Annotated in this window: 23 protein-coding genes and 1 tRNA gene; 12 read left to right on the plus strand and 12 right to left on the minus strand. The window is 45.9% G+C overall.

The features are described 5' to 3' along the window. Positions 1–235 precede the first annotated feature (235 nt). Both dnaK and dnaJ read left to right on the plus strand, forming a co-directional pair. Positions 236–2,146: a molecular chaperone DnaK gene (gene dnaK / locus ACUALS_RS03905; RefSeq protein WP_038215401.1), complete on the plus strand. Its 1,911-nt coding sequence runs from the start codon at positions 236–238 to the stop codon at positions 2,144–2,146. A 239-nt stretch (positions 2,147–2,385) separates the two neighbouring features. Continuing rightward, positions 2,386–3,528, plus strand: coding sequence for a molecular chaperone DnaJ (gene dnaJ, locus ACUALS_RS03910; protein WP_454448906.1), 1,143 nt, complete (start codon positions 2,386–2,388; stop codon positions 3,526–3,528). Between the two features lie 133 nt (positions 3,529–3,661). On the opposite strand, the gene ACUALS_RS03915 is transcribed toward dnaJ, so the two are convergent. Further along, positions 3,662–4,099, minus strand: a complete 438-nt coding sequence (locus tag ACUALS_RS03915) for a type IV pilin protein (RefSeq protein WP_038140045.1) — start codon at positions 4,097–4,099, stop codon at positions 3,662–3,664. Positions 4,100–4,202: 103 nt separating this feature from the next. Between ACUALS_RS03915 and ACUALS_RS03920 the strand changes: the two genes are divergently transcribed. From ACUALS_RS03920 to tadA, 6 genes are all read left to right on the plus strand, one after another. Further along, positions 4,203–4,712 carry a GspH/FimT family pseudopilin gene (locus ACUALS_RS03920; RefSeq protein WP_038140047.1) on the plus strand — a complete coding sequence of 170 codons (510 nt, stop codon included), beginning with the start codon at positions 4,203–4,205 and terminating at the stop codon, positions 4,710–4,712. A 1-nt stretch (position 4,713) separates the two neighbouring features. Beyond that, a complete protein-coding gene (locus tag ACUALS_RS03925; RefSeq protein WP_039482532.1) occupies positions 4,714–5,349 on the plus strand; it encodes a PilW family protein in 636 nt (211 codons plus the stop codon). Position 5,350: 1 nt separating this feature from the next. Next, positions 5,351–6,676 (plus strand): hypothetical protein, encoded by a 1,326-nt coding sequence (locus ACUALS_RS03930; protein WP_454448907.1) that lies wholly within the window; start codon positions 5,351–5,353, stop codon positions 6,674–6,676. After that, positions 6,666–7,097: a type IV pilus modification PilV family protein gene (locus tag ACUALS_RS03935; protein WP_334473248.1), complete on the plus strand. Its 432-nt coding sequence runs from the start codon at positions 6,666–6,668 to the stop codon at positions 7,095–7,097. The genes ACUALS_RS03930 and ACUALS_RS03935 overlap by 11 nt, the downstream gene beginning before the upstream one ends. Before the next feature lie 271 nt (positions 7,098–7,368). Continuing rightward, positions 7,369–8,928: an AbgT family transporter gene (locus ACUALS_RS03940; RefSeq protein WP_005476408.1), complete on the plus strand. Its 1,560-nt coding sequence runs from the start codon at positions 7,369–7,371 to the stop codon at positions 8,926–8,928. Between the two features lie 253 nt (positions 8,929–9,181). Beyond that, entirely contained in the window at positions 9,182–9,748 is a 567-nt protein-coding gene (gene tadA, locus ACUALS_RS03945; RefSeq protein WP_454448908.1) for a tRNA adenosine(34) deaminase TadA, read from the plus strand. Between the two features lie 47 nt (positions 9,749–9,795). On the opposite strand, the gene ACUALS_RS03950 is transcribed toward tadA, so the two are convergent. Next, positions 9,796–9,933: a hypothetical protein gene (locus ACUALS_RS03950; protein ID WP_269977436.1), complete on the minus strand. Its 138-nt coding sequence runs from the start codon at positions 9,931–9,933 to the stop codon at positions 9,796–9,798. 210 nt (positions 9,934–10,143) lie between these two features. After that, the gene (gene mltF, locus ACUALS_RS03955; RefSeq protein ID WP_454448909.1) at positions 10,144–11,673 is read right to left on the minus strand and encodes a membrane-bound lytic murein transglycosylase MltF; all 1,530 of its coding nucleotides are present in this window, start codon (positions 11,671–11,673) and stop codon (positions 10,144–10,146) included. Positions 11,674–12,023: 350 nt separating this feature from the next. Here mltF and purL point away from each other — a divergent pair, with 350 nt between their 5' ends. Then, a complete protein-coding gene (gene purL / locus ACUALS_RS03960) occupies positions 12,024–15,920 on the plus strand; it encodes a phosphoribosylformylglycinamidine synthase (RefSeq protein WP_454448910.1) in 3,897 nt (1,298 codons plus the stop codon). Positions 15,921–16,129: 209 nt separating this feature from the next. Continuing rightward, entirely contained in the window at positions 16,130–16,456 is a 327-nt protein-coding gene (locus ACUALS_RS03965) for a DUF3622 domain-containing protein (protein ID WP_038140070.1), read from the plus strand. Between the two features lie 72 nt (positions 16,457–16,528). Here ACUALS_RS03965 and ACUALS_RS03970 read toward each other — a convergent pair whose 3' ends face one another. From ACUALS_RS03970 to purM, 5 genes are all read right to left on the minus strand, one after another. Then, a complete protein-coding gene (locus ACUALS_RS03970) occupies positions 16,529–16,720 on the minus strand; it encodes a DUF4250 domain-containing protein (RefSeq protein WP_454448911.1) in 192 nt (63 codons plus the stop codon). Then, positions 16,720–16,926, minus strand: coding sequence for a YaeP family protein (locus ACUALS_RS03975; RefSeq protein ID WP_005476399.1), 207 nt, complete (start codon positions 16,924–16,926; stop codon positions 16,720–16,722). Before ACUALS_RS03975 ends, ACUALS_RS03970 begins: the two co-directional genes overlap by 1 nt. 106 nt (positions 16,927–17,032) lie before the next feature. Then, positions 17,033–17,689: a tellurite resistance TerB family protein gene (locus ACUALS_RS03980; protein WP_454448912.1), complete on the minus strand. Its 657-nt coding sequence runs from the start codon at positions 17,687–17,689 to the stop codon at positions 17,033–17,035. A 103-nt stretch (positions 17,690–17,792) separates the two neighbouring features. Next, positions 17,793–18,437, minus strand: a complete 645-nt coding sequence (gene purN / locus ACUALS_RS03985) for a phosphoribosylglycinamide formyltransferase (RefSeq protein ID WP_005476405.1) — start codon at positions 18,435–18,437, stop codon at positions 17,793–17,795. A 2-nt stretch (positions 18,438–18,439) separates the two neighbouring features. Then, the gene (purM, locus tag ACUALS_RS03990; RefSeq protein WP_454448913.1) at positions 18,440–19,480 is read right to left on the minus strand and encodes a phosphoribosylformylglycinamidine cyclo-ligase; all 1,041 of its coding nucleotides are present in this window, start codon (positions 19,478–19,480) and stop codon (positions 18,440–18,442) included. Positions 19,481–19,658: 178 nt separating this feature from the next. On the opposite strand from purM, the gene upp reads away from it, so the two are divergent. After that, positions 19,659–20,285: a uracil phosphoribosyltransferase gene (gene upp / locus ACUALS_RS03995; protein WP_038140072.1), complete on the plus strand. Its 627-nt coding sequence runs from the start codon at positions 19,659–19,661 to the stop codon at positions 20,283–20,285. Between the two features lie 60 nt (positions 20,286–20,345). Here the strand turns inward: upp and rluF are convergent, their stop codons facing one another. From rluF to ACUALS_RS04010, 3 genes are all read right to left on the minus strand, one after another. Then, on the minus strand, positions 20,346–21,383 hold the full coding sequence (gene rluF, locus ACUALS_RS04000) for a 23S rRNA pseudouridine(2604) synthase RluF (RefSeq protein WP_454448914.1): 1,038 nt from the start codon (positions 21,381–21,383) through the stop codon (positions 20,346–20,348). Positions 21,384–21,477: 94 nt separating this feature from the next. Next, a complete protein-coding gene (gene smrA / locus ACUALS_RS04005; RefSeq protein ID WP_038189971.1) occupies positions 21,478–22,059 on the minus strand; it encodes a DNA endonuclease SmrA in 582 nt (193 codons plus the stop codon). A 157-nt stretch (positions 22,060–22,216) separates the two neighbouring features. After that, the gene (locus ACUALS_RS04010; RefSeq protein WP_005476401.1) at positions 22,217–22,357 is read right to left on the minus strand and encodes a DUF3149 domain-containing protein; all 141 of its coding nucleotides are present in this window, start codon (positions 22,355–22,357) and stop codon (positions 22,217–22,219) included. Positions 22,358–22,622: 265 nt separating this feature from the next. On the opposite strand from ACUALS_RS04010, the gene ACUALS_RS04015 reads away from it, so the two are divergent. Beyond that, positions 22,623–22,699: transfer RNA gene (locus tag ACUALS_RS04015), tRNA-Pro, on the plus strand. Between the two features lie 390 nt (positions 22,700–23,089). Here the strand turns inward: ACUALS_RS04015 and ACUALS_RS04020 are convergent. Continuing rightward, positions 23,090–23,959, minus strand: coding sequence for a TraB/GumN family protein (locus ACUALS_RS04020; protein ID WP_454448915.1), 870 nt, complete (start codon positions 23,957–23,959; stop codon positions 23,090–23,092). Positions 23,960–23,979 lie beyond the last annotated feature (20 nt).

Consider the following 23,979-nt stretch of genomic DNA (forward strand, 5'->3'; position numbering starts at 1 on the left):
AACTTCCTGATTCTAAAAGCGAGCCATATGGCTCGCTTTTGTTTTGTCAGAGGAAATCTTTTTTCACTTTTTTTTACTCTTTCCCTTGAAAAGCCATTTGCCGCCCTTATCTATGTGGCATAGAAGAAGCAAACAACCTTATTTTTGTTTGTGAGCAAGGGTTGAAACCCGATTCTACATCCCCACATAGGGGATATAGCAAAACGAAAATAGAAAATTATTCGGAGATAGCCTGATGGGTAAAATCATTGGTATTGACTTAGGTACTACTAACTCATGTGTTGCTGTACTAGACGGCGACAAACCACGCGTTATTGAAAACGCAGAGGGTGAGCGTACAACTGCATCGGTAATTGCATACACAGATGGTGAGACGCTAGTAGGTCAACCTGCGAAACGTCAAGCAGTTACAAACCCAACTAACACGCTATTTGCAATTAAGCGTCTTATCGGTCGTCGCTTTGAAGACGAAGAAGTACAACGTGACATCGAAATCATGCCTTACAAAATCGTTAAGGCTGACAACGGTGATGCTTGGGTAGAAGCGAAAGGCCAAAAAATGGCAGCTCCTCAGGTTTCTGCTGAAGTACTGAAGAAAATGAAGAAAACTGCTGAAGACTTCCTAGGTGAGGAAGTAACGGGTGCAGTTATCACAGTTCCTGCTTACTTTAACGATGCTCAGCGTCAAGCGACTAAAGATGCTGGTCGTATTGCAGGTCTAGAAGTTAAACGTATCATCAACGAACCAACTGCGGCTGCTCTAGCTTACGGTCTAGACAAGTCAGGCGGCGACCGCACTATCGCGGTATACGACCTTGGTGGTGGTACATTCGATATCTCTATCATCGAAATCGATGAAGTTGAAGGCGAGAAAACGTTCGAAGTACTAGCAACTAACGGTGACACGCACCTAGGTGGTGAAGACTTCGACAACCGCATGATCAACTACCTAGTTGAAGAGTTCAAGAAAGAGCAAGGCATCGATCTTAAGAACGATCCACTAGCAATGCAGCGTGTTAAAGAAGCAGCAGAAAAAGCGAAAATCGAGCTTTCTTCTACTTCTCAAACTGACGTAAACCTACCTTACGTGACTGCAGATGCGACTGGTCCTAAGCACATGAACGTGAAGGTTACTCGTGCGAAACTAGAATCTCTAGTTGAAGACCTAGTACAACGTTCTCTTGAGCCACTAAAAGTTGCTCTAGCTGACGCAGACCTATCGGTAAACGATATCACTGACGTAATCCTAGTGGGTGGTCAGACTCGTATGCCAATGGTTCAAGCGAAAGTTGCTGAATTCTTCGGTAAAGAAGCGCGCCGTGACGTGAACCCTGACGAAGCAGTAGCAATGGGTGCTGCAGTTCAAGGTGGTGTACTTGCTGGTGATGTTAAAGACGTACTTCTACTAGACGTTACTCCTCTGTCTCTAGGTATCGAGACGATGGGCGGCGTAATGACTAAGCTAGTTGAGAAGAACACTACGATCCCAACAAAAGCGAACCAAGTTTTCTCTACAGCAGAAGACAATCAGAACGCGGTAACCATCCACGTTCTACAAGGTGAGCGTAAGCAAGCGATGTACAACAAGTCTCTAGGCCAGTTCAACCTAGAAGGTATCCAGCCTGCGCCACGTGGTATGCCACAAATCGAAGTTACTTTCGACCTAGATGCGGACGGTATCCTACACGTATCAGCGAAAGATAAGCAGACTGGTAAAGAGCAGAAGATCACTATCCAAGCTTCTGGTGGTCTAAGCGATGAAGACATCGAGAAAATGGTACAAGAAGCAGAAGCGAACAAAGAAGCGGACAAGAAGTTCGAAGAGCTAGCGACTGCACGTAACCAAGCTGACCAAATGATTCACGGTACTCGTAAGCAAGTAGAAGAAGCTGGTGAAGCGCTACCTGCAGAAGAGAAAGAGAAGATTGAAGCAGCTATCTCTGAGCTAGAAGAAGCACGTAAGGGCGAAGACAAAGAAGCGATCGACGCGAAAGTTCAAGCACTTATGACTGCGGCTCAAAAGCTTATGGAAATCGCTCAGCAGCAAGCTCAAGCACAACAAGGCGCGGAAGCGGGTGAACAGCCTAAGCAAGATGACGATGTTGTAGATGCAGAGTTTGAAGAAGTTAAAGAAGACAAGAAGTAATTTCTTCACAGAGTGACTTGATTTCCTTCTAGAACTCAAGTCATCTGTTTTGAAATTAGTGTCCTGACTTAATGCGGGCGTTTGAGGAAACTCATACGCCCGTATGTTTGTAACTAACCTGTCAGTCTAGATAATGGTTCTCGAACATTAACTCTCGAATCTTTATCTAGAATGATACAAACACCAAGCGGTGTAATGATAAATCCTCCGTTTGCAGTACTACATTGGTGACGAAGAACATGTCAAAACGTGATTTTTACGAAGTATTAGGCGTAAGCCGCGATGCGTCAGAGCGTGATATTAAAAAGGCGTACAAGCGTCTAGCAATGAAATTCCACCCAGACCGTAATCAGGGTGATGAGAACGCAGCAGATAAGTTTAAAGAAGTAAAAGAAGCGTACGAAATTCTTCTCGATCCGCAAAAGAAAGCGGCTTACGATCAATACGGTCATGCTGCTTTTGAACAAGGCGGTATGGGTGGCGGCGGCTTCGGTGGTGGCGGCGCTGATTTTGGAGACATCTTTGGTGATGTGTTCGGCGATATCTTCGGTGGTGGTCGTCGTGGTGGCGGTCAGCAGCGTGCTCAGCGTGGTGCAGATCTGCGTTACAACATGGAATTGACTCTTGAAGAGGCCGTGCGTGGCGTATCTAAAGAGATCGAAGTCCCAACCTTGGTAGAATGTGATTCATGTGATGGTAGCGGTGCTGAGAAAGGTTCAGCAGTAGAGACATGTGGTACCTGTCACGGTCACGGTCAAGTTCAAATGCGTCAAGGATTCTTTGCGGTTCAACAAACCTGTCCTACCTGTCACGGTAAAGGCAAAATCATCAAGAATCCATGTAAGTCTTGTCATGGCCAAGGTCGCAAGCAGAAAACCAAAACACTTAACGTTAAGATTCCTGCTGGTGTGGATACTGGTGATCGCATTCGTCTATCTGGTGAGGGTGAAGCAGGTGAAATGGGCGCGCCAGCGGGCGACCTATATGTACAAGTTCATGTGAAAGAGCACCATATCTTCGAGCGTGACGGTAACAACTTGTACTGTGAAGTACCAGTAAGCTTTGCTATGGCAGCGCTTGGCGGTGAGGTCGAAGTTCCGACTCTTGATGGCCGTGTTAACTTGAAAGTACCAACAGAAACGCAAACGGGTCGTATGTTCCGTATGCGTGGTAAAGGTGTCAAAGGCGTTCGTGGCGGTGGTATTGGCGACTTGATCGTTAAACTAGTGGTTGAAACTCCGGTTAACCTAAGCTCGCGTCAAAAAGAACTACTTAAAGAGTTTGAAGAGTCTTGCGGCGGTGAAGCGGCGACGAAACACAAGCCGAAATCTGAAGGATTCTTCAACGGTGTGAAGAAGTTCTTTGATGATTTAACCAGCTAAACGGGTTAGAAGAGTATTTTAAAGCCTGCGACTAACGCAGGCTTTTTAGTTTTCAGCCAACCGAGTTAGAAGGTAAGTGGCTCAAGGTGGTTGAGAGTCACTCTCTGTCAAACAACGTCAATAAATGGCTAGCCTAAATCCAGCAATCCTCGGGATATTGCGCATTCGTCGCATCAAGCGTCATGTAATCCACACTCTCATCCGTTAAGCATTTGTCTTTTGTTTGTCCGCTCCCTGATTGTGCCTCGGCTTTAATGACATAAGCCTTGCCTGCTTGACTCGCGATGGAAAAAACATAGCGGCTTGAAGGGGTATCGCACACGCTACAGTTGCTTCCTGAGATAATCCCACTCCAGTTGTAGCCACTGTTGTAACTCGACTCCAACTTGAGCTGAATTTTTGAAAGGTCAGCAATGGCTTTCGCTCGATATGACTTGAGTACGTAACTTTGATAACTCGGGTAGGCGATCGCTGCCAGTATGGCCACGACAGAGACAGCGATCATTAATTCGATCAATGTCATTCCATTTAGTCGTTTCTTTCCTACTTTACATCCATTTCTTCGAATCATTCCGCGTAGTTCCTTATTAGCTGTCTGGCTATTTTTCTTTGGTGTTAGTCTTTGCGCAAGACTGAATACGGTTACTTACTGTTTTTGCATAGGATTTTGGGAAATGTCTCGCGGCTTTACCTTATTAGAACTCTTGGTCTCTATTGCGGTGCTCGGCACATTGATGGTTTGGGCGCTGCCGAATTACAGCGATATGACGGATACGGTCAAAATGCGAAGGCTGGCCAAAGAGTTAAATGGTTTCGTTCTGATGGCCAAATCAGAGGCCGTGCTGAGACGTGAAAGACTTTGGGTTCATTTGATTATGTCTGGTGCATCAGACAGCAACGGAGATTGGCGCTTAGAGCTGACTAATAGCGATGTCAATGGTGCAGGCGACGTCTATTCTGCGTTGTCCGGTGTCCCGTTTGAAGGAGTCACGCTTTCAACAACATACACCTCTAATCAAATCAGTTTCGATGAGACTCATGGTCGACCAAAAGCTGGACGTTTTACTTTTCACCCCAAGAGCAGCCCATCATCAGCACTGGACTTACGTACTTACCATCGCAGCGCCATTGTTCGCGTTTGTTCTCCTAGTGCCAATACCTACTTAAGTTATGAGAAGTGTTGATATGAAGTTGTCGAAGGAGAGAGGGGCGAGTCTTATTGAGTTTATGGTTGCTGCGACCATCGGTGTTTTCGCGTTGGGCATCATAGGTTCGATGTTTTTAAGCGGCTACAAAACGGCGACTAAGCGAACGCAAGAGCTCACTTTATTACAGTCAACCAATAGCGTACTGCAGATGATGAAATTGGATATGCATCGTGCTGGGTACAATGGCGTCTCCCCAAACTTGGTCAAGCTATCTGGCGCGGATCATACTTTTTACGTTGAAAATTCGGCCACAACGGGACTGCTCGCTTATGCGTATGTTGCCGAAGTCTCAGGTGCTTCTTATACCTACTCAAATGTCGTGTATGAGCAGACCTCTGCCGCAAGTGATGTACTGCGTATATGTGAAAAAAAACAATCGACGGTGATGTCAGTATTGGATGCTCAAGACTTTCCTGGAAGAGTGGGCCACAACTGCAACACCCTATTTCATAAAGATCGCATTAAGGTCGATGGATTTAATCTCACTTTAGTTGAGTTACCGGGAAGCAATATTTCATCAGCAATGGTGACCGTAGAGCTTCAAACCTCACTAAAGAATGCGCCAACTTATACCAAGTCACTCTCGTTTACGACAAAACAAAGGAACTGGTGATATGCAGAAAAATCGAGGGTTAGCGACGCTTCTTATTACTAGTTTGCTGCTAGTTGCCTCACTACTTGTGGTTTTAGGGAGCTACAAAGGACTGTTTTACCAAGTGAAGCGTGCACAAAATGAAGTTCAAGCGCGCAAAGATCACTGGGCGGCAGAGGGAGGGTTGGAGTGTGTTTATACCAAAGCAAAACAGTTGAATGCTGTTCCTGCTTCCGTTTCCGATTGCAAAAATCTATTGAATTTAGATTCTCTTAATATTGTTGGCGGCACCCCAAATGTCATTCATTCCAAGAGTGGTTATATCACCTTAAAAAAAGCTTTTGTTTCACCGATTGTTTCCAGTACAGGAGCCATTCGCTCAAAGTCTGATTTAGTTATCAATGGTGCCTACACATCTTCCCCAGACCCAGGTAAAAGCTTGGGTTCAAATCTTTGGGAGTGTACCTCTGTACGATACTTTAATTATTTTCATGCAAAAACCGGATATAACACTTTCCACCCCTTTGAGACAATCAAGCCCTATGCGACTTTTCCTGACAGCATTAATCCAAATTTCCAAAAATGCTCGCCAGCTAATCACTCATGGTCGGTATTGGACTTAGCAGATACGGCGGAAGACTTTAAGAAAGATACCGATATGGACCCATTTCGAGACGTGTTTAACGTCCCAAGAGCCGAGTGGTTTCCATTAATGTCAGATAAAAGCCTTTTTGGCTATGTGCCCTATACATTGAATGGCGAAACGTTAACAAAAGTGGAAGACCTGGGCTCCCCAACCTTTAATACTCAATGTGCGGAAGAGATTAAAAAGAATATCGAGCAGGGCAAAGACACTATTTGGGTGTACGGTGGGTGTGAAATTAATGATGCAGACTTCGACATAATCAGCACGGCAATTGACACCCACTTGAGTAGCGGAATCATACTAGTGATTCATAACGGTATATTGTCCGTTACAGGCTCTCAAGGATTTAAGGGAATGTTATACCATTTTGTTTCCGATGAGTTTACCGACAGCAGCGGTCAAGTGTTGGACTTTAGCGATTGGCCTCTCACCGAAAATGACACGAGTGCCGGAGGAGGAAGTAGTGTTTTAGAAGGGGTGATTTCAGCTTTGGGGTCGACGGTAATAATGCCCAAAGAGAAAATTGGCTACTTCCAAAACGGAGCCTTTAATCCAAGTGGTGGCTATGTGATGGATGCGCCAGGGACTTATGCTTTGTTCAATGCATCCCTAAACTTTACTTTCAATCGAGATGTTATAGAGGGGCCGTCAAAAAAATTCAAAGTGGTGAAATGGTACAGAGGATCATGGCATGATTTATAAGCAGCGGGGCGCCAGCTTAATCGAAGTGTTGATCGCTTTTGTATTGATAGGGATAGGAGCGATGGGGCTCATCAAGTTGCAGGCAGTGGCTGAGTCCAAAGCCGATTTTGCAGAGCTGAGCCTTGAAGCGCTTTATCTTGCAGAAAACAAACTTGAGTCTTTTACGCGCAGGGGGATCTCTTCTGCTTCTGGGTCATACCATTACTCTGATATAGCAGATGATAGCTGCGTGAGTTCAAGTTTATGCTCTACGAAAGCCTCCGGATTTATAACCCAATGTGAGGTCTCCCCTTTTGCCAGCTTAAGTAACGCGCTGAGTGTAGTGACCGTTGAAGTGTGCTGGTGGGACCGATTCGGTGACAAACAATCCGTGACGTTAAAGAGCGCAATCTCACAATATAGCGAGTTCGACAGTAACTAGTTGTATATCTAGACGGTGTTGAGATTTTTTACTAACAAGCGTGCGTTATATTTTTCAAAATAGTATTTAAATTGTTTCATAACCTGATCTGGTTGTGTTCTTATTTTGTTGCACGTTAATGGTGTTTTTGCAAAATATGTCTCCATATATGGAAAAAACTCTAGAACCTTGTGCTTTTTGTGACCCTATTTAATAGAATGTGTGGTGAATCATAGGCTGAAAAAAGAATAACCAGAAGCCTGAGGCAACAACATCACACTATGGAGTTACCATGAGTAACCAAGCTGTAAATCAAGCGCCATCCAATAAGCCGAGTGGTATGGATCGCTTTTTAAACTTTATTGAACGCGCAGGTAATAAGATCCCAGATCCTGCAATTTTGTTTTTCTGGGCTCTTGTTATTACTTGGGCGGCGTCTGCTCTCCTTTCAAACGTTTCGTTTGATCTGCTAAACCCTCGCACAGGTGAAGCGCTTGCAATCAACAACCTTTTAACTGGCGAATCTCTAGCAAGCTTCCTAGCGAACATGGTGACTACGTTCACTGGTTTTGCACCTTTAGGTATCGTTCTAGTTGCGATGTTGGGTGTGGGCGTTGCGGACTCTTCTGGCTTTATTACTACAGGCCTTAAGAAGATGCTGAACTTCACGCCAGCTAAGCTTCTTACTCCAATGCTAATTCTTGTTGCAATCGTATCGCACACTGCAGCAGATGCGGGTTACGTATTGGTTATCCCATTGGGTGGTATCATCTTCCACGCGGCAGGTCGTCACCCTCTAGCGGGTATCGCAGCGGCGTTTGCCGGTGTATCAGGTGGTTTCTCAGCGAACTTTATTCCATCAGGTATTGACCCGCTACTAGCTGGTTTTACGCAAACAGCGGCTCAAGTTCTAGATCCTGAGTACGTGGTTAACCCTCTAGCGAACATCTTCTTTACTGGTCTATCTTCAGTCATCATCGTTGCTATCGGTTGGTACGTCACTGAGAAAATTATCGAGCCACGTTTAGCGAACACGCCAATCGATGAAGACGCAGAAAAAGCGCCTGATCTTGGCTCGTTCACTGAACTAGAATCGAAAGCATTCCGTTACGCGGGTTGGGCGATGATGGCAGGTATTGCTGTTTTGATCGCAGCAATAATTCCTGAAAACTCAGCACTACGTTCTCCGGAAGGCGAAATTACAGCGTTCTCAGCACCGCTAATGAAGTCAATCGTTCCATTGATCTTCATTCTATTCATCATCCCAGGTTACGTTTACGGTAAAGTTTCGGGCACCTTCAAAACAAGCAACGACATCATCAAAGCCATGTCTGACACCATGTCAACAATGGGTGCTTACATTGTAATGTCGTTCTTCTGTGCTCAGTTCCTTTCTGCGTTTGCACAATCAAACATTGGTACCATGCTAGCGCTATACGGTGCGGAAGGTCTGAAAGCGATGAACTTACCGGGTGAAGCGACAATCATTGGTATGATTCTTCTAACGGCTTCTGTAAACCTGCTAATTGGTTCTGCATCAGCGAAGTGGGCACTTATCGGTCCAATCTTAGTTCCTATGCTAATGGCTGTAGGCATTTCTCCAGAACTGTCTCAAGCGGCATACCGTGTAGGTGATTCGGTATCAAACATCATTTCACCTCTGATGGTCTTCTTCCCTCTAGTGGTGGTTTACTGTCAGCGTTACGTGAAGTCGACTGGTATTGGTACTTTGGCGTCTCTGATGATGCCATTCTCAATTGCAATGCTTATTGGCTGGTCTATCTTCCTAGTCGCTTACTGGGCGTTAGGTATTCCACTAGGTATTCAAGCGCCATACACTTACACTATGTAAATACCGTCATATTTGGCGCTGTAGCGTTGTTAACTGCGCAAGTTCCCCGGAGCGCCGGCCGCCCTAATCACATAGGACATCTATGCTCATAGGGCTGAACTTGCTTGTTGCCTAGCTACAACACCAACTATTTAGGTATTGGTAATTCGAAAGCGCTGGTCGAGAGGCCAGCGTTTTTTTGTTTGTATTTTCGCCCATTCAGTGCGCTTTTACTCTTGGTGGGTTAAGGGTAAAATCGTGGCACACAGCATTTATGCTAGATTTTGGAGCCCCAGTGTCAGATTCCCAGTTTACCCCTCAAGACGAACAATATATGCGCCGCGCAATGGAACTTGCAGCACATGCGGAAACTGAAGGTGAAGTCCCGGTCGGTGCCGTGCTTGTGAAAGATGGTGAAATCATCGCAGAGGGCTGGAACCAGTCTATTGGTTGTCATGATGCCACTGCGCATGCCGAAATGCAGACCATCAGAAAAGCGGGTCAAGTACTTGAGAATTATCGATTACTGGATACCACCCTTTACGTAACGCTAGAGCCTTGTCCTATGTGTGCTGGCGCGTTGTTGCACAGCCGTGTAAAGCGTGTTGTGTTTGGCGCACCAGATTTGAAAGCCGGCGCTGCAGGAACGGTATTAAACCTTTTTGAACATCAAGCGGCTTATCACTATGCAGATGTAGAGCAGGGGCTGTTGGAGGAAGAATGCCGAGTACAACTTCAGTCCTTTTTTAAACGTCGTCGCAAAGAGAAAAAGACCGAGCGTAAAGCAACACGAGTTCAGCAGGTGAATGAAGCGAAGAAGGGACGAAAGAAATCAGAATAGTCGCTTTTAAGCAAACATCTTATCGATAAGATGTTTGCTCCTTGGTGTTACGCTGCACAGATAAGTTGCATGAATGCTCGGTGACGTGCGATCACCTTTTTCTTGTTGTTGCTAAGCAGCCGCTTACGACGGTTAGCTGCAACGGTTTTGTTAAGGCGTTTTGACTGTAGTTTACGTCTAGCCATAGAACAACCTCCTATATGAGTGAATACAATATTACTGACATTCATTGATGAATGTTCATGATTATCTGATCGTATCGGTTTTATACTCGCCAATTGTTACCATTTTAAGAAACTTCGCAAGTGATCAAGTACACGATATTATGTATGGGTTGCAGTGAAGGATTTCAAGTGCGCAATCTTTGTTCAAAAATTGCGCACTTGAGAGTGAAGCTAGTCAGCTTCTAACTGGTCAACAGTTGATTCTGCCGCAGAAAGAGGTTGCGCTTGAGAGGCAACTTGATCCGGCACTTGAATAACGGTCAAGTCATCAACGTTGTCATTGTCTTCCGCCAATGTCTGCTTCTCAACATGCCCAATGATGCTTTGGTAGTAGCGACGAATGTTTTCGACATAGTTACGCGCCTCATCACCGCGAGCATAGCCGTAGCGAGTTTGGCTGTAGTACTTTTTCTGACGCAGTAATGGTAGGCGGTCTTTTACGTCTGACCAAGCGTCTGGATTCCCACCTTGCCGCTTGGTTAAGCGTCTTGCGTCCATAACATGACCGTAGCCTACGTTGTAGGATGCGAGTGCAAACCAGATTTTCTCATGTTCTTCAATGGAGTCGGGGATACGTGCAACCATACGGCGTAAATACTCTACCCCCCCTTTTACGGATTGCTCTGGGTCTAAACGGTCGGTAACACCAACACTTTTCGCGGTTGGCAGTGTTAGCATCATCATGCCGCGGACACCAGTAGGAGATTTCGCCAATGGATTCCAATGCGACTCTTGGTAGGCGAGCGCTGCAACTAAACGCCAATCAAATTCATCAGAATACTTTTTAAACAGTGGTGACCATTTAGGCAGCTTAGAATCGAGAGCACGAATGAACGCGCGAGTATCCACGTAGTCAAATGAGTCGACATGACCGATGTACTTCTCTTCAAGTGATGCCAAGTGCCCTGATTGTTTGATATAGCCAAAAAACTCTATAAGTAAGGCGTAGAGACTCTCATCTTGGGAGCGACGCAGAAACCAAGAAGTCGGCTGATCTTCTGTTAGCTCAAAGGCTAATGCAATCTCAGGATAGATACGTTGAGAGAGTGAAACTTCAACAGAGTCCGCAACCGTAAATTGCAAATCTCCTTCAGAGACCTTTTTGAGCAGGTCGTTAACGTCTGCGTTTGGGTCGACTTTATAAATAAATTGTGGGTGTTCTTGTTGGATGGCCGCCAAGGTTTGGTTGAAATGCGAATCTCCCACAATTTGAATAACCGGTTCGTTGTCATTGCTTTGTTCTAACTCAGATTGCAGTTCGAGCAACTGTTCTAAGTTACGTGGTCGCCATTGACCCTTTTTATAGACCACCTGTTGGCTCACGTAATAGTAAGCGGGGCCGGGTCTAAACGCTTTCAATCTTTCCGGTGATTGGCTTAACCCAGCCGCAATAATATCGATTTCGCCGTTTCGTAGGGCAGGATAGAGGCTCGAGATACGATAGGCAGGCTTCATCTCGAGCTGCACGCCGAGCTCATTGGCAAACTCTCGAGCTAACTCATAATCAAGTCCAGCGGGGCCATCAGGACCAATATAGTAAGAGAGTTGGTTGTTTAATGTTCCAACCCTTAGCACACCACGTTCTTTAATTTGCTCCAGTTCACTCTTAGGTTCTGACTCAATTTGACAGCCTGATAGTAGGAGCATCCCAAGCAGCACAGTAGCTAACGTGTGCAGTTGGGACAGGTAATTCTTATTCATTTAATGACAATCTCGTACATCCAGTAGGGCATTTATATCAAAGTGTCATAACAAGGCAAGATAATCAGTGTGGCTTCGGGAGAAGTGATCTTAATTTCGGAATTATGTTGTATTTCAAAATTGACAAAAAAAATGACGCAAACGGTTGCTTTTGGTGTTACATCACAAAAACAATTGCTATATAATGCGCCCGCAACCAAGAGGTGGAATCGGCATAGGTTTGGAAAACCTTCGGGAATAGCTTCGAAGAAAACAGTGAATAGCATAAGGTGAAGTGGCCTTGTGTGACATTTAACCCACTGAATTTATTCCAATATCACCTTCATCAATTGCATAAGAGACCTAAGCACATGAGAATTTTTCGTGGCTCCCCAGCTCTATCTGAATTTCGTGTTAACAAGCTTCTAGAGCTTTGTCGTGAACTTAGCCTGCCTGTCACTGGCATTTACGCTGAGTTTGCCCATTTTGCTGAACTTTCAGCAGAGCTAGATGATCAAGAAGTTGAGAAACTTGAAAAACTACTGACTTACGGTCCAACAATTGAAGAGCACGAGCCAGAAGGTTTGCTTCTGCTCGCAACTCCTCGTCCTGGTACTATTTCTCCTTGGTCTTCAAAATCGACCGATATCGCCAACAACTGTGGTTTAGACAAAGTGGTACGCCTAGAGCGCGGTACTGCTTACTACATCGAAACATCCTCTGAACTTTCAGAGCTTCAACTGGTTGAGCTTAAAGCGATTCTGCACGACCGTATGATGGAAGTTATCTTCACTGACTTCGATTCAGCAGCGGCACTTTTCCAAGTAGCAGAGCCAGCGCCAGTAGCAGATGTAGACCTACTCAATGGTGGTCGTGCTGCGCTTGAAAACGCAAACGTTACCCTCGGTCTTGCACTTGCAGATGATGAAATCGAGTACCTTTACGATGCGTTCGTAAACAAGCTAGATCGTAACCCAACAGACATCGAGCTAATGATGTTTGCACAGGCGAACTCAGAGCACTGTCGTCACAAGATCTTCAACGCAGACTGGTCTATCGACGGCGTTAAGCAAGAGAAGTCTCTGTTCAAGATGATCAAAAATACATTCGAAGTAACACCAGACAATGTGTTATCTGCCTATAAAGATAACGCGGCAGTCATGGTGGGTTCAGATGTAGGTCGTTTCTTCCCGAACCCAGAAACTCGTCAGTACGGTTACAGCCAAGAGAAAGCGCACATCCTAATGAAGGTGGAAACGCACAACCACCCAACCGCTATCTCTCCTTGGCCGGGTGCTTCTACAGGCTCTGGTGGTGAAATTCGTGATGAAGGCGCAACGGGTATCGGTGGCAAGCCAAAAGCTGGTCTGGTTGGTTTCACAACCTCTAACCTACGTATACCTGGTTTTGAACAGCCATGGGAAACAGATTTTGGTAAGCCAGGTCGCATCGTTAACGCACTAGATATCATGCTAGAAGGCCCACTTGGTGGTGCGGCGTTCAATAACGAATTTGGTCGTCCAAACCTACTGGGTTACTTCCGTACTTACGAAGAAAAAGTTAACTCTCACGCAGGTGAAGAAGTTCGTGGTTACCATAAGCCAATCATGATTGCTGGTGGTATGGGTAACATCCGCGACGAGCACGTGCAGAAGAAAGAGATCCCAGTAGGTGCAAGCCTAATCGTATTGGGTGGTCCTGCAATGAACATCGGTCTTGGCGGTGGTGCTGCATCTTCAATGGCGTCTGGTCAATCAGCTGAAGACCTAGATTTCGCTTCAGTACAGCGTGAAAACCCAGAGATGGAACGCCGATGTCAGGAAGTGATCGACCGTTGTTGGCAACTTGGCGATGCTAACCCAATCGCATTTATCCACGATGTGGGCGCGGGCGGTATCTCTAACGCACTTCCAGAGCTTGTTGATGATGGCGAGCGTGGTGGTATCTTCCAACTACGTGACGTACCAAACGACGAACCAGGCATGAGCCCACTTGAAATCTGGTGTAACGAATCTCAAGAGCGTTACGTAATGGCAGTTGCGCCAGAGAATATGGAAGTATTCGATGCGATCTGTAAGCGTGAGCGCGCACCATACGCAGTAGTAGGTATCGCAACTGAAGAGCGTGAGCTTAAACTAGAAGATTCACACTTTGAGAACACGCCAATCGACATGCCAATGGATGTGCTTCTTGGTAAGACGCCTAAGATGCACCGCGATGCGAAGACGCTAAAAGCGAATAACCCTGCAGTTAACCGTGATGGCATTGAGCTAAACGAAGCAGCAGATCGTGTTCTACGTCTTCCAACGGTAGCTGAGAAAACATTCCTTATTACTATCGGTGACCGTACTGTAACTGGCCTTGTTGCACGTGACCAAATGGTTGGCCCTTGGCAGGTACCTGTTGCTAACTGTGCAGTAACAGCGGCAAGCTACGACACTTACCACGGCGAAGCAATGTCGATGGGGGAGCGTACGCCAGTTGCTCTACTAGACTTCGGTGCTTCGGCTCGTCTAGCGGTGGGTGAAGCGATCACTAACATCGCAGCGACTAACATCGGTGATATCAAACACATTAAACTGTCTGCAAACTGGATGTCTCCAGCAGGTCACCCAGGTGAAGACGCAGGTCTTTACGAAGCGGTAAAAGCAGTAGGCGAAGAGCTATGTCCAGCACTTGGCCTAACTATCCCTGTGGGTAAAGACTCAATGTCGATGAAGACTAAGTGGGAAGAGAACGGTGAGCAGAAAGAAGTAACGTCTCCGCTATCTCTGATCATCACTGCGTTTGCACGTGTTGAAGATGTTCGTAAGACAATCACACCGCAACTACGTACAGACAAAGGTGACACGTCACTGGTTCTTATCGACCTAGGTAACGGTCAAAACCGTCTAGGCGCAACAGCGCTAGCACAGGTTTACAAGCAGCTTGGTGATAAGCCAGCAGACGTAGATAACGCAGCACAGCTAAAAGGTTTCTACGAAGGCGTTCAAACTCTAGTAGCGAACGACCAAGTTGTGGCTTACCACGATAAGGGCGATGGCGGTTTGTTTGTTACTCTTGCTGAGATGGCATTCGCAGGCCACTGTGGCGTGAAAGCAGACATTGCTGACCTTGGCGAAGATACTCTAGCAGCACTATTTAACGAAGAGCTAGGTGCGGTACTTCAGGTTAAGAACGAAGATTTAGACGCTGTACTTTCAACGCTAGCAGCAAATGGCCTAGAAGCGTGTTCACACGTAATCGGCTCTGTAGAAGCATCTGATGAGCTAGTGATTACTTCTGGTGACACAGTCGTTCTAGAGCGTAACCGTACTGAACTACGTACAATCTGGGCTGAGACTACGCACAAGATGCAAGGTCTACGTGATAACCCAGCATGTGCTGACCAAGAACACGAAGCGAAGAAAGATAACTCTGACCCAGGTCTGAACGTTAAGCTAAGCTTCGATGTGAACGAAGACATTGCTGCGCCTTACATTGCTAAAGGTGCTAAGCCTAAGATGGCAATCCTACGTGAGCAGGGTGTTAACTCTCACGTTGAGATGGCAGCAGCATTTGACCGTGCTGGCTTTGAAGCAACTGATATTCACATGAGCGACATCCTAACCGGTCAAGCGGTTCTAGAAGAGTACAACGGTCTAGTGGCTTGTGGCGGTTTCTCTTACGGTGACGTACTTGGTGCGGGTGAAGGTTGGGCGAAGTCTATCCTGTTCAATGAGCAAGCTCGCAACCAGTTCCAAGGCTTCTTCGAGCGTGAAGATACTTTCTCTCTAGGTGTGTGTAATGGCTGTCAGATGCTATCAAACCTGAAAGAGCTAATCCCAGGTGCAGACCTGTGGCCACGCTTCGTTCGTAACGAATCTGAGCGTTTTGAAGCTCGCTTCAGCCTCGTTGAAGTCCAGAAGTCTGATTCTGTATTCTTTGATGGTATGGCAGGTTCTCGTATGCCAATCGCAGTGTCTCACGGTGAAGGTCGCGTAGAAGTTCGTGATGCTGACCACCTAGCGGCGATTGAAGCATCAGGTACGGTTGCGGTTCGTTACGTTGATAACCACGGTAACCCAACTCAGCAATACCCGAACAACCCGAACGGTTCACCAAACGCAATCACAGGTCTTACGACTCAAGATGGCCGCGTAACTATCATGATGCCACACCCAGAGCGTGTATTCCGCACAGTGGCTAACTCATGGTCTCCAGAAGGTTGGGGCGAGAACGGTGCTTGGATGCGTATGTTCCAAAACGCACGTAAGAACTTAGGTTAACTTGATTTAGTCGAAGGTTCACAAAAATAGTAAAGCGCTGGTTGAGAGACCAGCGCTTTATTTTTGGTACAATACGACGAAAAATTTGCAGCATAGATCTCACTTTTATGCTCTAATACCGCGCTTACCAAGGGATGGTGTTAAACAGCTCAGCTTAGATGGAGTGATCAAGTTGACCGAATCCCTGATTAATCCCTTAGGAATGAAAAATGTCTAAAAATAGAAAATTTGCCATCCGTACTACTGAAAAACGTAACGGTTGGTGTGCAGAAATTACTCGCCAAGTTACATCACGTAAGACGACAGTATCAAAACGTGAGTCAGGTTTTGAAACAGAAGCTGCAGCTCAAGAATGGGCAGAAAAAGAGTTAGCGGGTTTCATCAAAAACCAAGCCGCGCGAAATGAGCGTAAAGGCGAAGCTCGTAAAGAGCGTGAAGAACGCGAAGCGCGTCTAGCTCAAGAAGCGGCTGAGAAAAAAGCGCGTTACCTTGCGGCAAAAGCAGCACGCGAAGAAGAGATGTTTGACGAAGAGTAATCGTCTATATTGTCTTAAAGAAAAACCGCCTCAAACAGGGCGGTTTTTTTGTAACTGAATAGTGGATTCTTATTATCGGAATTGGCCAGCATCAGGTAGGAAGTCAAAGCCAGCGGTCGCTAATTTTGCTTCAAGCGCCGCTTTGTCGATATCGAAGTAAGCAGCGAGTTTGTCCAGATCACCACCAAAGTCATCACGTAGTTTCATGTTCACGATGCTCATCAACATGATAGGATCCATCGTTTCAAAGTTGGCTAAGTCCATTACTTATCCTCGAAGTCCGAGATAAGTAGATTAGCAGCTGCAAAAGCGGCTTTTTCTCTGGCTTCCTTTGGTAAAGAGTCATCCGCAGCGATGTCATTTAGTGCTCGTACTGCACAAGATATTGCCTGAGGGACATAAGCTTGATCGCCACTACCGATCTGAGCGTACAGCTCACGAACCAATTCACAACAGCCGTATACTTGCATGGCTAATTCTCCAATAAATGATAACTGCTCTCAAATATACACACTCGTCTGAACAAACTCAAAAGCTAAGGTTGTTCTAGCGCAAGACCAAGAGGCTGTCGACCAATTATTGCTCAATACGCAGTTGTGCCTCAAGCTGGTTGATAACTTCTGGCGCCAGTTGCATTTGTTTAGCGAGTTCTTGCAAATAGGCTTTTTCCATAAAGTTCTGCTCGTCTATCACTATCAAGGAGGCGAGGTAAATTTCAGCGGCTTGCTGCGGTGTCGCGGCTAAACGTGCGACTTCATTTGGGTCGAGTGGTTTATGTAGTTCATTGTGGATAATGCTTTGAAGTTGGTGGCCAACTTCCGACTCTTTGAGTGCGTTCTCGATGCGATCCATCTCTTGTGTGTCTACATGGCCGTCAGCTTTTGCAGCTGCGATCATGGCTTTTAAGATGAGTTCACTATGTATTGGATCATCTTCGCGAAACTCACTTTGAGGTTCAGGAGACACCGGACTGCTTTGAGAGTCGTTGTATACCTTATAGGCCAGCGCGCCAAGCGCAGCGACACCTCCAATTTTTAACGCGTTGATCCCCATTTTTTTGCCAAGCTTCTTGCTCTTCTTGGAGCCCATCAGAAGGTTCACTAATCCGCCGCCAACTGCTCCAGCGCCAAGTGATTTGAGCGTACCTGAGCTGGATTGCTGTTTGAGTTGTTTTTGACCTTGCTGGACTATATCTGAGTGGAGTGCTTGATTGAGTAAGCTTTTTAAATCCATGACTATTCTCCTATGCGTTCAATCTGAATTTACCTAACCCAAGATGAACGAGAGATGAAAAAAAGGCGAGCATGAAAGCTCGCCAAAAGGATTGAAAACCAAATTACTCTTGGGCAGCGTAGCCATGAATACCCAGAAGCTCTCCATCAAGGTAGGCTTCCTTTTCATCTTTCATTACTAAGCGCTCTTCCACTAGCCATTTTACGACCAGTGGGTAGATTCTGTGCTCTTGCGTTTGTACGCGTTCAGTCAATGTTTCGACCGTATCCTCATCGAAAATTGGCACTTTAGCTTGTAGGATGACAGGGCCGCCATCAAGTTGCTCTGTTACGAAGTGAACACTGGTGCCATGTTCTTCGTCACCAGCATGAATGGCACGCTGATAGGTATTTAAGCCAGGGTATTTGGGCAGAAGAGAAGGGTGAATATTGATCATACGTCCTTGGTAGTGACGAACAAACTCACCGCTCAGAATACGCATATAGCCAGCAAGTACAACGACATCAGGTTGATATTCGTCGATCTGCTTCATGAGCTCTTTATCAAACGCGTCACGAGTATCGAAAGCTTTAGGATCAAGGAAGTGAGCGGCTGCCCCTGCTTTTTCTGCTCGCTCTAAGGCAAAGACATTCGCTTTGTTGGAAAAGACCGCCGTGACACGACCGTTAGTAATGTCTTTGCTGCAAGCATCAATAATTGCTTGTAGGTTAGAACCGTTTCCTGAAACTAAAACAACGATACTCTTCATGCTTATTTGATCTCTACTTGTTCTTCGCCGGCTTCAGCTGAAACGATCTCACCGATTACCCAAGCGTTTTCACCTTCTGCATTTAGAAGTTCAACCGCTGCATCAGCTTGATCTTTCGGAAGAGCAATCACTAGGCCAACACCACAGTTGAATGTGCGATACATTTCGTGAGTCGTTACGTTGCCTTTCTCTTGTAGCCATTTGAAGATGATTGGCCATTCCCAGCTGTTACCATCAACAACCGCTTTAGTACCTTCAGGAAGTACGCGCGGGATGTTTTCCCAGAAACCACCACCTGTGATGTGAGAAATCGCGTGAATGTCGTGTTTCTCAATCATTTTTAGTGCTGATTTGATGTAAATCTTGGTTGGTTCTAGTAGGTGCTCGCCGATTGTGCGACCTGCTAGCTCTTCGTTTTTGTCTGCGCCAGATACTTCAAGGATCTTACGGATTAATGAGTAACCGTTTGAGTGTGGACCACTTGAGCCGACCGCGATAAGCGCATCGCCAGCAGCAACTTTGGTGCCGTCGATCACGTCTTCTTTTTCTACCACGCCGACACAGAAGCCAGCGACGTCGTAGTCTTCGCCTTCGTACATGCCTGGCATTTCAGCGGTTTCACCACCAATTAGCGCACAACCTGCCTGAATACAACCATCAGCGATGCCAGAGACAACGTCTGCTGCGGTGTCAACGTCGAGTTTGCCCGTAGCGTAGTAATCTAGGAAAAATAGAGGCTCCGCGCCTTGAACAATAAGATCGTTCACACACATAGCAACAAGGTCAACGCCGATTGTGTCGTGCTTGTTCATATCCAAAGCGAGGCGAAGTTTGGTTCCTACGCCATCAGTACCTGATACCAACACAGGTTGTTTGTATTTTGTTGGCAGTTCACACAATGCGCCAAAACCACCAATACCACCCATTACTTCTGGGCGACGTGTGCGTTTTACAGCACCTTTAATACGGTCAACAAGCGCGTTGCCTGCATCGATATCTACGCCAGCGTCTTTATAGCTAAGAGATGTGTTATCAGCACTCACAGGGAAGTCCTCGGTTTTTAAGTTGGATATGAAAACGGCGCTATTCTAACAGCGGATAAACCCATATAGCAAACGTTTGCGTGAGTTTTTTCTTTTGTCTTTACGCAAGAAATTGAGAACGAAATCGTTTATAATCTGAAGGTTTGTTTAAAAATCACCACATAAGCCGGAGATGGAAATGAAAGTTGTTGAAGTAAAACACCCTCTTGTTAAGCACAAACTAGGTCTAATGAGAGAAGGTGACATCAGCACGAAGCGCTTTCGCGAGCTAGCCACAGAAGTTGGTAGCCTACTAACGTACGAAGCGACTGCAGACTTTGAAACGGAAAAAGTAACCATTGAAGGTTGGAATGGTCCTGTTGAAGTTGACCAAATCAAAGGTAAAAAGGTAACCGTTGTGCCTATCCTACGTGCAGGTTTGGGTATGATGGATGGCGTTCTTGAGCACATGCCAAGTGCTCGTATCAGCGTTGTTGGTATCTACCGTGATGAAGAAACACTTGAGCCAGTACCATACTTCAACAAGCTAGCGTCTAACATGGATGAGCGTATTGCGCTTGTTGTTGACCCTATGCTAGCGACAGGTGGTTCAATGATCGCTACTATCGACCTACTTAAAGAGAAAGGTTGTAAAGCGATTAAAGTTCTCGTTTTAGTTTCTGCTCCTGAAGGTATCGAAGCGTTAGAAAAAGCACACCCAGATGTTGAACTATTCACTGCTGCGATCGATGAGAAGCTAAACGATAAAGGCTACATCGTCCCTGGTCTTGGTGACGCAGGCGATAAAATCTTCGGTACGCTATAAGTTGTCGATAGCTATGATTTAAAAAGGGAGCCGATTGTCGGCTCCCTTTTCGTTTGCTAATTATTTCTTCAGACTTAATGTGCCGCCGCGCTTTGGCTTACTAGGGCGTTGACTATTCTCAGACGTAGACCTATGGAAGGTCTTCCCTTTATTGCCACTTGGCTTACCTTTAAACTCACTTTGCTTACCGCTGTGGCGACCTTTCTTAGAGTTCGGTGCGTGACGGAATTCATCCGCGTTACGGCCTTTGAAGGTTCGTTGTTTCTGGTTGCGACGAGCGGTCGAGTCTTGGTTTTCTTCTCGGCTATCAAACAGTTTAGCGTCTGTCGCTTTGCGAATACGTTTACCTTTAGCATCGATCTTTGAAGCTTCTTCAGTGTTACTTGAGCCTTCACACATGGCAAGAATCTCAGCCACTTCTGCATCTGTTAAGTAGCGCCACTGGCCATTCGGAATACCATCAAGAGAGATATTCATAATACGCACACGGCGAAGTTTGAATACTTCATAGCCCAAGGCTTCACACATGCGGCGGATTTGGCGGTTGAGGCCTTGAGTTAGAACAATACGGAATGAAAACTTGGTCTCTTTGGTCACTTTACACGGCAAGGTGATGGTATCGAGAATATTCACGCCCGAAGACATCTTCTTGATGAAGTCATCGCTGATTGGTTTATCGACTCGAACCACATACTCTTTTTCGTGGTTATTGCCAGCACGAAGTATTTTGTTAACGATATCACCATCGTTGGTCAGAAAGATAAGACCGTCTGAAGGCTTATCAAGGCGACCAATCGGGAAAATGCGTTTTTTATGACCAACGAAATCAACGATATTGCCCGGAATATCGCGCTCGGTGGTGCAGGTGATGCCGGTTGGTTTGTTTAGCGCAATGTAGACAGGCTTATCAGTGACCGCGTTGATTGGTTTATCATCGACGCGAACATCGTCTCCTGGCATCACTTTTGTCCCCATTTCAGGAACTTGACCATTGATGGTGACGCGACCTTGCTCAATCAATCGATCAGCTTCTCGGCGAGAGCAAAAGCCCGTTTCGCTGATGAACTTATTGAGGCGTTTTGCATTATCTTGTGACATGTTGTTCTCCTAACGTTTCACAACGGCGGTTAATAAAAAGTGCTGATGAAAACATCAGCACATTGAGGGCGCGCATTCTAGCACCGCAGGGGCGTTAACCCAATCGTTTTTGATGTCGCTCACGTGTCTCAATCTTTTTCTCAGCGCTTTTTCGTAACAAAACGTACACCGCTCCAGTGCCACCATGAAAGCGTTGGGCACTGTGAACACATTGCACCTCTTTGATTTGCATCAGCCATTGTGCGACGAAACTTTTCATAAGAGCTGGTGGGTTAGAGCGTTCACCCTTGCCATGAACAATGACCACGGTGCGGATGTCCAGCCGCATACATTGCTTTAAAAACTTGACGACTTCATCTCGCGCTTGCTCTAGGGTCCGTTTGTGTAGATCTAGTCTGGCTTGAATAGGGTACTTTGCTAGACGCAGTTTTTTATAGACGCCGTCTTGTACGCCATCTCGCTTAAACTCGATAATGTCGTCAGGCTTAAGCATTTCAGCGTGATCGATAGAGAGGTATTCTGGATCCTCTTCGGTCAACCAAATAGCGGCTTCACGCTTGGCAAGTTGAGCTTCAGATACTTTATGTTGTTTCTTTAGCTCTGCTGTATCGTTATGGATAGGTTTTACGTCGCCCATCATTTGTTGAAAGAGGGCGAAATCGTCATCGTGAGACATAGTGATATCTCAGAGTAGGAAATCAATACCGACATTATACCTTTGGCCGCATAGGATGATCACTATTTGACTGACCAAAAAATAAAAAACCGAAGCAGACAATGTATCTACTTCGGTGCATAGCGAATATCTATTCTGTGAATAGGGCTAAGCGATTCTAGTGAGGAGATTTGTCGTTCATCACTTTGTAGATGATGAAACCGCCATAGAATAGCATTAGACCTAAGGCGCCAAAGATCACAATCATTGAAGATAGACCTACCGCATTACCAAATAGGAGATCAAGCCAAAAGTCCATAGTTCCTCCATTGAGTACAAAGTGAGATGACAGGAGATACCGTAAACTGTGGTTAATTATGCAACACTGATCTGGATCAAATGTTGTTATTAGGTTGCAGCTTTGTTTTTGTTGGTGTGTTTTTGCTCACAGTTTGTGGCCCGTTGATGTTGTTTTAGTCAAACAAACTAATAATTTGAAAAAGTTAATCGATAGGGGTTGCGTTAGCTTCGAGAATCCGTAATATACGCTCTCGTTGACGGGCAATGAGCTCGAAGAAACATCTCGGTGAATAGCGCAGCTTGGTAGCGCATCTGGTTTGGGACCAGAGGGTCGGGGGTTCGAATCCCTCTTCACCGACCATATTTAGAAAAAGCTCTGCAGAAATGTAGAGCTTTTTATCGTTGATAAGATTTGGGATCAGAGGGACGGGGGCTGGAGCGCCAGTCCGATCGAATCTCTCTTCACCGACCACATTAAGAAAGCCTGCTTTTATAGCAGGCTTTCCTCGTTTTAGAGCATAGGAAATAGGATTAAAACCCGAGTGGGGTTCGTCTGAAATTAGAATCTGGCTCTTCAGCGGTCATATTTAAAGAAGTGCTCTACATAAATGTAGGGCACTTTTTGCATTTGTGGTTTAGAGATTCGAGCCGAGGTGGGTTCGCCTGATGTTCAAAGAATGTCTCTTCACTAACTACATTAAGAGAGCGTGCTTTCTTAGCAGGCTAGTGAACTGGCGGGAGACCTGCGGGACTAATACTGAAACTCACAAAATGCCTGTTTACTCTCTGAAAGTTGTTTTACCGCAAAGCCATCTTGTTTGAGTAACTCAATCACACTGTGCTCACCAATGAGGTGTAGTGTACCCACGACCATCATGTAAGAGCCTTTATTGCCTTTAGACCAATCAGGACTGACCAACTGCTTCACCCAATTTAGATTACGATCTATTAAAAATGACTGTTCAAACTCTGGTGACATTTCCGTAAGAGAGGAAAACTCGATTAATTTATCTAAGTCACCCGCTTGCCAACTTTTAATCAAGCAGCGAGTTGCGTCTTCAGAGTGGTCAAACTCTTCAATCGCACTTACGAGTAGTTCTTTCCCTGATTGAGCTTGCCCTGTCAGCAAATCGATTTGCGACTGAAGGCTTTCTAGGCTGATGATCTGCGTATCTCTTAACGATGCCTTGTTCATCAAGTGCGTGTCGACTCCCTTCTCGGCTTGATAGCCTAAGTACTCAATTTGTTTCATCTGAATGGCCAAGGCGGCTGCCCATGGCGGTGAGTTGAGTAATTGGTCGGAGTTCAGTTCGAGCAAGGTCGCGATCCCCTTCAACTCATCCTGATGTTTGTTCGTTAGGACATCTTTGCTCAAAAGGGTGATGGGTGGATAACTGATCCCTTGTGTATTTCGAATATCGGCTTCAATAATCAACCCATCGCTCTCCTGAAGCTTATTTGTCACTTTATTTGGGAGAGGGTACATACTCTCATCTCCGACATGGACTGAACCGAATATGTAGTAGGTGAGCGCGCCTTTGTTCGCTTGCCAGAAAAGCGGTTCGGCTACCAATGTGGGGCTAGTTAGTAAGCCAGCCACCGTGGCGATGAGAATTCGCATATGAGATACAGCCCTTACTG

The organism is Vibrio sp. NH-7 (assembly GCF_053643215.1).

What these genes read in the sequence shown, in the direction of transcription:
- dnaK (WP_038215401.1), top strand. Translation starts at nt 236, where the DNA reads ATGGGTAAAATCATTGGTATTGACTTAGGTACTACTAACTCATGTGTT.
- tadA (WP_454448908.1), top strand. Translation starts at nt 9,182, where the DNA reads ATGCTAGATTTTGGAGCCCCAGTGTCAGATTCCCAGTTTACCCCTCAA.
- purN (WP_005476405.1), bottom strand. Translation starts at nt 18,437, where the DNA reads ATGAAGAGTATCGTTGTTTTAGTTTCAGGAAACGGTTCTAACCTACAA.
- rluF (WP_454448914.1), bottom strand. Translation starts at nt 21,383, where the DNA reads ATGTCACAAGATAATGCAAAACGCCTCAATAAGTTCATCAGCGAAACG.
- ACUALS_RS03980 (WP_454448912.1), bottom strand. Translation starts at nt 17,689, where the DNA reads ATGGATTTAAAAAGCTTACTCAATCAAGCACTCCACTCAGATATAGTC.
- upp (WP_038140072.1), top strand. Translation starts at nt 19,659, where the DNA reads ATGAAAGTTGTTGAAGTAAAACACCCTCTTGTTAAGCACAAACTAGGT.
- dnaJ (WP_454448906.1), top strand. Translation starts at nt 2,386, where the DNA reads ATGTCAAAACGTGATTTTTACGAAGTATTAGGCGTAAGCCGCGATGCG.
- ACUALS_RS03970 (WP_454448911.1), bottom strand. Translation starts at nt 16,720, where the DNA reads ATGGACTTAGCCAACTTTGAAACGATGGATCCTATCATGTTGATGAGC.
- ACUALS_RS03935 (WP_334473248.1), top strand. Translation starts at nt 6,666, where the DNA reads ATGATTTATAAGCAGCGGGGCGCCAGCTTAATCGAAGTGTTGATCGCT.
- ACUALS_RS03925 (WP_039482532.1), top strand. Translation starts at nt 4,714, where the DNA reads ATGAAGTTGTCGAAGGAGAGAGGGGCGAGTCTTATTGAGTTTATGGTT.
- ACUALS_RS03930 (WP_454448907.1), top strand. Translation starts at nt 5,351, where the DNA reads ATGCAGAAAAATCGAGGGTTAGCGACGCTTCTTATTACTAGTTTGCTG.
- smrA (WP_038189971.1), bottom strand. Translation starts at nt 22,059, where the DNA reads ATGTCTCACGATGACGATTTCGCCCTCTTTCAACAAATGATGGGCGAC.
- ACUALS_RS04010 (WP_005476401.1), bottom strand. Translation starts at nt 22,357, where the DNA reads ATGGACTTTTGGCTTGATCTCCTATTTGGTAATGCGGTAGGTCTATCT.
- ACUALS_RS03915 (WP_038140045.1), bottom strand. Translation starts at nt 4,099, where the DNA reads ATGATTCGAAGAAATGGATGTAAAGTAGGAAAGAAACGACTAAATGGA.
- mltF (WP_454448909.1), bottom strand. Translation starts at nt 11,673, where the DNA reads ATGAATAAGAATTACCTGTCCCAACTGCACACGTTAGCTACTGTGCTG.
- ACUALS_RS03950 (WP_269977436.1), bottom strand. Translation starts at nt 9,933, where the DNA reads ATGGCTAGACGTAAACTACAGTCAAAACGCCTTAACAAAACCGTTGCA.
- purL (WP_454448910.1), top strand. Translation starts at nt 12,024, where the DNA reads ATGAGAATTTTTCGTGGCTCCCCAGCTCTATCTGAATTTCGTGTTAAC.
- ACUALS_RS03940 (WP_005476408.1), top strand. Translation starts at nt 7,369, where the DNA reads ATGAGTAACCAAGCTGTAAATCAAGCGCCATCCAATAAGCCGAGTGGT.
- ACUALS_RS03920 (WP_038140047.1), top strand. Translation starts at nt 4,203, where the DNA reads ATGTCTCGCGGCTTTACCTTATTAGAACTCTTGGTCTCTATTGCGGTG.
- ACUALS_RS04020 (WP_454448915.1), bottom strand. Translation starts at nt 23,959, where the DNA reads ATGCGAATTCTCATCGCCACGGTGGCTGGCTTACTAACTAGCCCCACA.
- ACUALS_RS03965 (WP_038140070.1), top strand. Translation starts at nt 16,130, where the DNA reads ATGTCTAAAAATAGAAAATTTGCCATCCGTACTACTGAAAAACGTAAC.
- ACUALS_RS03975 (WP_005476399.1), bottom strand. Translation starts at nt 16,926, where the DNA reads ATGCAAGTATACGGCTGTTGTGAATTGGTTCGTGAGCTGTACGCTCAG.